This window comes from Crocosphaera sp. Alani8 (genome assembly GCF_038442745.1).
Taxonomy (GTDB): domain Bacteria; phylum Cyanobacteriota; class Cyanobacteriia; order Cyanobacteriales; family Microcystaceae; genus Crocosphaera.
Genome location: NZ_JARVCN010000137.1, coordinates 1 through 8855 on the forward strand (window position 1 = coordinate 1; position 8855 = coordinate 8855).

The 8855-nt window shown below is 38.8% G+C and carries 8 protein-coding genes; 2 read left to right on the top strand and 6 right to left on the bottom strand.

The window, feature by feature from the left end; translation table 11 throughout:
* On the top strand, positions 1 to 230 hold a 230-nt coding region (locus P9B04_RS09625; RefSeq protein ID WP_342054773.1), incomplete at its 5' end, for a hypothetical protein.
* Positions 231 to 725: 495 nt separating this feature from the next.
* Here the strand turns inward: P9B04_RS09625 and P9B04_RS09630 are convergent.
* The 4 genes from P9B04_RS09630 to P9B04_RS09645 all read right to left on the bottom strand — a co-directional run bounded on the left by P9B04_RS09630 (position 726) and on the right by P9B04_RS09645 (position 5893).
* Positions 726 to 1655, bottom strand: coding sequence for an HXXEE domain-containing protein (locus P9B04_RS09630; protein ID WP_342054774.1), 930 nt, complete (start codon positions 1653 to 1655; stop codon positions 726 to 728).
* A 358-nt stretch (positions 1656 to 2013) separates the two neighbouring features.
* A complete protein-coding gene (locus P9B04_RS09635; protein ID WP_342054775.1) occupies positions 2014 to 3036 on the bottom strand; it encodes a D-alanine--D-alanine ligase family protein in 1023 nt (340 codons plus the stop codon).
* A gap of 29 nt (positions 3037 to 3065) precedes the next feature.
* Positions 3066 to 4478 (bottom strand): sodium/proline symporter, encoded by a 1413-nt coding sequence (locus P9B04_RS09640; protein ID WP_342054776.1) that lies wholly within the window; start codon positions 4476 to 4478, stop codon positions 3066 to 3068.
* A 92-nt stretch (positions 4479 to 4570) separates the two neighbouring features.
* Positions 4571 to 5893: an ATP-grasp domain-containing protein gene (locus P9B04_RS09645; protein WP_342054779.1), complete on the bottom strand. Its 1323-nt coding sequence runs from the start codon at positions 5891 to 5893 to the stop codon at positions 4571 to 4573.
* Between P9B04_RS09645 and P9B04_RS09650 the strand changes: the two genes are divergently transcribed.
* The gene (locus P9B04_RS09650) at positions 5826 to 5969 is read left to right on the top strand and encodes a hypothetical protein (protein ID WP_342054780.1); all 144 of its coding nucleotides are present in this window, start codon (positions 5826 to 5828) and stop codon (positions 5967 to 5969) included. The genes P9B04_RS09645 and P9B04_RS09650 overlap by 68 nt on opposite strands.
* Before the next feature lie 248 nt (positions 5970 to 6217).
* On the opposite strand, the gene P9B04_RS09655 is transcribed toward P9B04_RS09650, so the two are convergent.
* Both P9B04_RS09655 and P9B04_RS09660 read right to left on the bottom strand, forming a co-directional pair.
* Positions 6218 to 7051: an O-methyltransferase gene (locus P9B04_RS09655; protein WP_342054777.1), complete on the bottom strand. Its 834-nt coding sequence runs from the start codon at positions 7049 to 7051 to the stop codon at positions 6218 to 6220.
* A 12-nt stretch (positions 7052 to 7063) separates the two neighbouring features.
* Positions 7064 to 8386, bottom strand: a complete 1323-nt coding sequence (locus P9B04_RS09660; protein WP_342054778.1) for a sedoheptulose 7-phosphate cyclase — start codon at positions 8384 to 8386, stop codon at positions 7064 to 7066.
* Positions 8387 to 8855 lie beyond the last annotated feature (469 nt).

Sequence of the window (8855 nt, forward strand, 5' to 3'; positions counted from 1 at the left end):
TAATGGGATGGACTTGTACCATCGGGATGAATGAATATTACACTGTTTGTCATAAGTTTCCTTGTCTGTTTTTATTATTTAGAAATCGGGCAACAACTTCACTAAGACAATGGCACCTGGCAGAAGCATTCAAAATGCCTCTGATAAAATTAAAGTTAAGTAACTGTTTAAGGGGGAAACATCTTGTCGAGAAAAGACAAAATGAACCCCTGAGCGCAGGGGAATGTTAATTTTCCTGCGTTTTCTTGTCAAAGATTTTTAAATTTAGTGTTGATCAACCCACATATAAATTTATAGTCGCCGACTAATTTTTGTCAAATAAAATCGGGTTATTTTTATATTTTCTACTTTCTTAAATGCCTATTATAGATTTCTTAACCTGCTTTTTAATTATGGAAATAAGTATCATTTTTTATGGCAACAAAAATCACTTTACCAAAACTTAATCTATTTATTATTTTTCCTTAACTAAAATATTTACTTTGAATTTTCAATTGAATATTCTTTTTGTTTTACTTATTACATTGCCTTTAAAAAAGCTTGAATATTCTTGTCCTAATTATGGCTCAAAAAGGGTTACAGAGAATGAGAATATTTATAGTAAAAAGACTCAGCATAGTTACCTGGATTGTGGTCGCTAGTTTGTCAAAAAATCTACTGAAATATAGATTACTAAGCAACAAAAAAACTGATTTACGAGTTACTTGTTGAGACAATTTCTTTAATCAGTCTTGTGGAGATTCCTGCTGAAATTCAGGTTGAAGTGTTTGCTGAGAGGAAGAATTGAATAAGAACACTGGTATCATAGACCAAGAAATTAATATAACAAAATAAACTAACTCGGAAAAAAGGTGAAACCAGTTAGCAGCTAACAATCCAGTAACCATGATTATATGTGCCAAAACCGCCCAAATGAGGCTCACTTGAACTTGCGCTCTGGCAACCAAAGTCGTTTTAATTACACAGATGTAAAAGGTAATCCCCAGAGGTAACAAAATGACTATTGCCGTTAGCAAACCTGGATTGTATGACCCTTGAGCTATACTAGCAATTATATGGCTGACAGCATTGACAACAACGATGCCAGACATAGCCAATGCTGGGAATAAATGTCCTGGACTACGCCAGATAGCGAGGATACCAACTAACCACACCAGAGAAGTATTAATCACAAAAATTGCAGCTGGGGTTAGCAAGATTATTTCATGATTCTGGACATTCACGAAGTTTGATATCAAGGCGTTCATATAGCTGTAAAATGCGTATTCCCTACCGAAAACATCAATCCAATGTTCCTCATACTGATGAATAATATATGCAACCAGCATAAATACAGACATCAATTGGATATCTGCAAAAATTGAATCTGTTTGTTTTGTCCTCGATGTGCAAAACATTAAAAGAAGGAACGGAGCAACATAGGTGCCAATCTTCATCCAATTCTCTAAAAGAAAATCGTATTGTCCCAGTGGTGTCCAAAGCATGAAGAATAAAAGGCAAATGCTGACAAAAGAAATTCTGGAATTAATCATGCTCTTTATAATTTGTTTCTTTACCTTTTGATAATTGTTGTTTATCAATTGAGATAAATTGGCAATTACTCTATGCAAAAAAATAACATCCCATACACGGTTGTTATCGGTTAGTGTGTACAAGATGTTGTTTTAGTTCACTTAGCTCTAGTAATGAGCTAAAATGTATATTAAGAATTTGATGGTTATAAAAATTAATGTGCCGAGCCATTGCCATCATAATTATCCGAATCGTAGTAGCCGTTCTTGGTTCCAAAAAACAGGCAGGAAACCGTGAATAATACCGTTAGTCCCACTAAAATTAATTTAACATCCATATCCTATTTTATCCTCACTTTAATTGTCATAACATTCCCCCCTATGGTATCTCTGTTTGATAAGTTCCGGAAAGTTTCCTCTAAAAATCTTAATATTTACAAAACCGATGAATCTCTACAGAACTCAGGTATAAAGAAAGGTGGGGATTACCCACCTCATTTTTTTAACCAATGGCTTCTTTAATGACAATTTCTAATAACTCATCTAGGGAAATACCCTTTTCTTTTGCCATTGCAGGAATTACACTTTTAGGAGAAAAAGAACAGTATAAACCAGCTTCTAAAAACCAGGGTTGTCCTTGGGGATCGATACGAAAATCAAATAGACTATAGTGACGACAACCTAACGCTTGATGACACTGTTTAGCGATTTCTTGAACTCGTCTAGTGGCTGGATCTTTGACATCAACGATCCAGGATTTTTTGTTACCCTTTGCTGCATAAATTAAGTCTCCTGCATCGTTTCTTTTTAGTTTGTCTTCGTAACTACGAATAGGGTTATTTTCTTCATTAACTAAATATTCTTCTAAGGGTAAACCTATCAACTCACCGTCTTTGACAATGATGCCACATCTAACTTCTCTACCCAGTTGGATGTATTCTTCTACCAATACCTCATCAGCACATTGAAAGGCTTTTTCTAAGGCAGCATCGTACTCATCCATCGTTTTCACCAGTGTCACCCCAATGGAGTTGTCGCCGTTTGCCGGTTTAATAATGACTGGGGGGCGCAAGTTTGGGGTATCACCTTTGTGCAGAAGTTCTCCGTAAGGGGTTTTAACTCCTGTCAAAGCGACGATCGCCTTAGTTTGTGCTTTGTGTGCAGCTAAAGCCATTAAATCCGCTTTATTGCCTAAATAGGGGATATTTAAAAGGTCGAATAATGCCCGATATTGGGTCATTCCAGGGAGACAAAACATTTGAGGCAATACCAAATCAATATTTTGTTCTACAATCCAATTTATGGCTTGAGATAGGGATAGAGGGGTAGCTGCGTCGATATCTTCTTTCCTTAAAGATGTAGGAAAACGCCATAAGCGATCAGGGGTAATATAAGCAAGAGAAAAACGATAGCGTGAAGGGTTAGCTGTAACCTCAAAACACTCTTCCCCATAAAGACGAGATAAGTCGCAATAAAAGTCACTTTCTGCTGAACCAACGAGATGCAGAATATGAAAAACAGACATGATTAAATCTCCTGATTAATAATGGATAATTAATTAAACTTGCTAAAAAACAATCTATAAACCCCATATACAGCCATACCTGCCAACATACCGGGCAACACTTCATAGATAACACCAGATAAGCTAAGAACTACCCTCCAAACCAAAGCAGTAGCGATCCCCGTAACCATCATAGCGATCGCAGTTGTAGTATTAATAGGTTGCTGCCATACTTTCACCAGCAATAACGGACCCAACCCAGAAGCTAACACAGACCAAGAAAAGGTAACTAAAGCGAAGACATTATTATCTCCAGCGAGGGCAATGCCTAAAACAATAGCAGTTACACTCAGGGTTCCTATTTTGGCAAAATTATAGGATTTAGACATTCCAGGAAAGATGTCTTGAGTTAGGGCGGCTGAACAGGATATGATTTGGGAGTCTGCGGTGGACATGGTTGCAGAAAACAGTCCGGCTAAAATTAAACCCACTAAAACAACGGGTAATAACTCCAACGATAGATAAGGTAAGGCTAACTCTGGATCACCGGATGTTAATAGGTTTGGCAGTAACACCCTAGCGGTTAACCCAATACCCAAAGCTGAGAAAGAGTTGGTTAACCCTAAACTGGTTTTCAAGTTCCTGGCGAAAGCAAGATTTTTGACCGAGTCTATGGCCATGGCGCGAACCATAATATGGGGTTGCCCAACTACCCCAAACCCGGCAACCATCCAACCGATAAAGAAGGGAATAAAGCCCAATGGCAGGGATTGGGGGCTAAGATTGGTTAAATTTGGGTCAATGCTATTTAAAGACTCCCATAAGCTAGATAAACCACCGCATTTAATCACTGCAACGATTACTAACAACAACAAGGAACCTAACATTAATATGCCTTGTAGGGCATCTGTCCAGATGGATGCACGAATGCCTCCAGAAAAGCAGTAAACAGCCACAATGATAGCACCGATGATGATTCCTAAGTTATAGTTCCAGCCAAACACGCTATTTAAGGCTTTACTGCCAGCTACCAGTTGGGCGGCGGCGTAAGTACCGAGAAAAACTAGGGTAATGAGGGCAGAAATTAAGGAAATAATCCGATAACCTTTGATATTTTGGGCTAAAAAAGCAGAAACGGTGTCCGATGCAGTTTCCTCAGAAAGCTGTCTTAAGGGTTGAAAAACGAACCACCAGGCAAGATAATCGCCGATGACCCAACCTATAACCAGCCAGATTGTGGAAATGCCACTTTCATAGGCAAAACCCACTTGTCCGATGAATAATAAGCCACTTTGCCCTGTTGCCATAGCTGAGAGGGCAGTTAACCAAGGATTAACGCTACGACTGGCTAATAAATAGTCGGTGGTGGTAGCTTTTTTCTGGGTTGCTGAGTAGGTTCCCACCCCTGTAAATAACAGTAGGAAAAAAATAAATGCAATGATAATTCCAATTTGATCAACCATTATTATTTAGGGAATAAAGTAGATAGAAAATGTAGAATTTTCGCACTCAAATGATCAATTACAAATTCTACACTTTGAATTCTAAATTTAACTTAGTCCCCACCTAGTTCAACTAATTTACCAATATTAAAATCAATTTTTACCCAGTTCTTAAATTTGTACAAATTCTGCACCAATAATAAGCTAATCTGCCAATGGGGATTCATTAAAAAAGGAAGGGGATCATTGAGTTGAAAAATGGCATCGGTTCCTACAGTAATTTTCTTTATCCAAGCTTGAAAATCTGCTATTGAACGAATTCCAGTTAATCGCCAAGCTTCGTGGTATAGCCAATAAGTGGGCTTACTATTAATTAGTGGAGTAATAGGTTGTTCGTTGTTTTCAGCATCCTTAAGATAGGCATCAGCTACCCCTGGATGATTATAAAACATGGTGATAGCAGAGTGAGTACGGGGGTTACATTCGATGGGATAAACAGTGCCATCTTGAGACTGAATAAAATCAAAAGAAATTTGTCCGCTCAGGTTTAATTCTTTGACAAATGTTTCTACCCAAGTAGAAATTTCTGGTTTTTCGATATGTTTATAGTTAACCTGAAAAGGAGAGGATTCTGAACAACAGTGCAATCTAATTTTTCCTTTCCTTACTGTACTGTGGGTGCAATACTCTTTTCCTGTAATGAATTCTTGCATTGTCCAAGGATTATCTTTACCAATAGGTAAATTTTTAACATAATCTTCCATTCCTTCAAAGGGAAGTTTTGTCATATCTAAGCGAGAAACAGAGTCATACTTAATACTTTTTAAAAGATACTTTTTACCTCGATTACTATTAAAGTCAAAATCAAGAATTTCTTGGGGATCGGTTATTAGAAAAGCTTGTGGTGCAGATAACCCCAATATATGTGCCTGTTGGCACAATTCAAACTTATCGTCTAACATTTTTGTAATGTTAGGTTCAAAGTGCATAATTTCACAATATGAGGCTAATAAATTACCTGCAACAGAGTCGTAGTAACTAGCAACGGGACTAGATACAGGGATAAAAACATCGATATTTTCTTTCTGAACAATATTTAATAATCCCTGATAGTATCCGGCTTGATCTTTTTCTGGTGCAGGAACTGTATAAAACCCTTTAACTGCTTTGGAAAAACGATGTCCAGATAACCAATATTTATCCGTTTCTACTAAAATAACCTCGTGTCCAGCATTATAAAAAGAACGGGCAAGCTGCAAAGACTTTGTCATTTTGCCCCCCGTTAATAATACCTTCTTCGGATTTTGATTAACTTTTTTACCTCCGAAAAGTTCCATTATTGAGCTAACAATTAAAGAAACTAAAACAATGGAAAGATTAATCGGAAAAACAATTAGAAGCAGTCCCAATGTAGCGATAGTTTTCAGTAATGCCATCATCACTTTACAAAAAAATAGTGTAGGAGAAATGGTAAATGTAATGGAAAAACAACATCTACAGCAAGTTCTTTGAATTAAACTTACATCTTGCACCTTCGATAAAACTGGCTAGTTTATAAGCTTTCAGCTATCAGCCATCAGCTGAAACATATCAATCCCTATCATCTACTTTGAGTAAGATTAAACGAATGCTGAACGCTGACTGCTGACTGCTGACTAATTTAAGTTTTTCTATACTGGTGCAGGATATCAGTTAAACCTTTCTAAGTTTAAAAATTGAACCGAGAATTAACGGCGATTAATTCTCAGTTCCTGTTCAAACTATTTGCGTCGAATGAGAGTTAAACCATCCCGTAAAGGTAACAATACCTGTTCGACACGAGGATCTTCTGCCACAAAACGGTTAAACTGAGCGATCGCTTCCCCGTTGGCGGTTCGTTGTTGCGTTGGTAAATAGGGTTGTCCTTGCAACAAGGTGTTATCCACGCAGATAATGCCCCCAGAAGCAATTAAATTGCTCTCTAACAAGAGTTTGAAGTATTCGATGTACTCCTTCTTATCGGCATCAATAAACACTAAATCAAAGCATTTTTCACCATCTGCTAAGCCTTGCATGGTTTCCAGAGCAGGAGATACTTTAATGTCTATTTTGCTGCCGTGGGGAGATTGATCAAAACAAGAGCGGGCAAAGTCAGCCACATATTGATCAACCTCGCAAGCGATAACGCAACCATCTTCTGGTAACGCTTCGGCCATAGCTAGAGCGGAATAACCTGTAAACATCCCTACTTCTAGGATGTTTTTTGCACCCATCATAGAGACAAACAATTTGAGGGTTTGTCCTTCGATATGACCGGATAACATTTCCTGTTCTAAATGACGCACGGTTTCACCGTCAGAAAACCGCTTACTCCAGTCTTCCTGGGCTGTTTTTTGGGCTAAGTTGGCTAAAGCGGCGGATTCTTCCGTGGTGCAGTCGTCTAAGTAAGGATCTAGCCCTCCTGCTAGGGCTTCTACCTCTTGTAGAGCAGTTAACAAAGAAGCCGAGACTTCTTCATTTTCGGCCAATTTACGGACATTTTCTAATTTTTCGACTAGAATGCCTAAAGGTGTGACTGGTCTAGCTACCGAAGGAGTGGTTAATAATTGACTCATGGTTAATTCCTCCTATGCTAAACCGAGATCGCTGAGATACATTTCCTTGCCTTCTCCCCCAGATGGCAAGGAAACACATATTCCTTTATGATGATCCACTGCTTGTTGTAATAACCCGGACGAAATATCCTGAGCGTAATCACATTCACCAATAGCGGTGGGTAATGGGGCCCAAAGTCCTCCCTCTCCCCGCTTACGGCGCATATTTTTCTGTCCTTCTAACATGATATCCATGTCTTCTAGGATGGAATGATACACAGATAAACCCACAGAAGAGCAAAGGGCAAGAATGCGATCGCGATCGCTTGGAGATAACCAACCCATTTCCGTTGCTAAACTGGCACCGAAAGCCATACCAATAGATACTGCATGACCGTGCATTAGCTTGGCTGCTGGTTCAAAACGAGGACTCCAAGTGTGTCCGTAAGCATGGGGACGATCTTGATAAGTTTCAAACATATTTGTCCCTTCGTGCTTCATATAAGAGAATAAAGCTCGATAAATTACTTCATCGGCAATCCCGGAAAGTTCCTCGTCGTCTCCCAAAGTAGCAAAATGAGTTTCTAATAAACGGGTTCCGTATTTTTCCATCAATTCGAATAAAACGGGGTCGTCTGTAACGGCCATTTTGATGATTTCAGCCATCCCGTTCCGCACATGACCGGTTTCTAAGGTACGGAAAAAGGTGCGATCGACCAAGGTTAAAACAGGAGGATGATAAACACCCATACTATTCTTAAATTGACTTCCGTTGGTACAGGTACGAGGAGAAGGCCCTGCATCGATCGCCGCTACTACTGTAGTTCCAATCATCACATAGGGGGTGCGTCGGTGTTGCAATGCACAAGCTAATCCCGCTACATCGCTTAAGACACCACCACCGATAACCAATACGGGTTCGTTACGGGAAACATCGCAACCATCCTTCCCTAAAAAGCCGAGGAGTTTATGAACCGTTTGGGGGGTTTTGTCAGATTCCCAAGCCCGACAGGGTAATAATTCTAAAGAGATGTCATGATACTCAAAATATCCGCGAATTGCTTCGCCGTACAATTCATCTACGGTAAGATCAACGATAGCAACACAGCGACCACGACTGCTGTAAATCTCAGCTAAGGTTGGGTTTTCTGGGTTTAAGATTTCGTTAACTAACTTAACAGTAGCTTTTAAGTTATAACTGGCTGATACTTCAAAAGAACGATTATCTCCACTAGCAACAATTTCACCGTGTCCGGTGTACCACTCAGAAGTGCGGTATTTTACGGGGTGATTGAACTGAATAATCTGATTAGACTCGGAAACGTTCTTATCAGTCAACGGTTTTGCTTGAACCATAGTTATGCTTGCGTATGTGCGTGTAATTTATGTGAAATTAATGGAAAGTTGTGTCCCCTGGCATTAGGAACTACAAGTCTGCTGTAACGGTTGTTACATGAATAGCGTAACAAAATGTTAACAAAAAGTAAACTTTTTTTAAGAAAGAGATTTTTCCTCTCATAATAGCAATACATTTGAATTTGAGGATAAATGCTTAATAGCTAGGACTATAAGGGAAGACAGATGGGAAGAAAATCCAGAAAATAAGGTTATTTAGGTTCAAAATCATTCATTATTGGGGATTTGACTCCTTTCCTTGAATTCAAAATACTCTGACTCGGAAGTATTTTAGTATATTGACAGTCCATAATGATAGGGTGTAACAAATACCTAGCCACAAACGATGAATGATAGCACTCTATATATAAGTACCCTGGCGTGGGGACACGAATACCTGAAAGCCTTACCAGATGACGAAAAGAGCCAA

Bases quoted from the DNA above. Each gene is read 5' to 3' on its own strand.
- P9B04_RS09635 (WP_342054775.1), bottom strand. From the start codon at position 3,036: ATGTCTGTTTTTCATATTCTGCATCTCGTTGGTTCAGCAGAAAGTGAC.
- P9B04_RS09640 (WP_342054776.1), bottom strand. From the start codon at position 4,478: ATGGTTGATCAAATTGGAATTATCATTGCATTTATTTTTTTCCTACTG.
- P9B04_RS09650 (WP_342054780.1), top strand. From the start codon at position 5,826: ATGGAAAGATTAATCGGAAAAACAATTAGAAGCAGTCCCAATGTAGCG.
- P9B04_RS09645 (WP_342054779.1), bottom strand. From the start codon at position 5,893: ATGGCATTACTGAAAACTATCGCTACATTGGGACTGCTTCTAATTGTT.
- P9B04_RS09655 (WP_342054777.1), bottom strand. From the start codon at position 7,051: ATGAGTCAATTATTAACCACTCCTTCGGTAGCTAGACCAGTCACACCT.
- P9B04_RS09660 (WP_342054778.1), bottom strand. From the start codon at position 8,386: ATGGTTCAAGCAAAACCGTTGACTGATAAGAACGTTTCCGAGTCTAAT.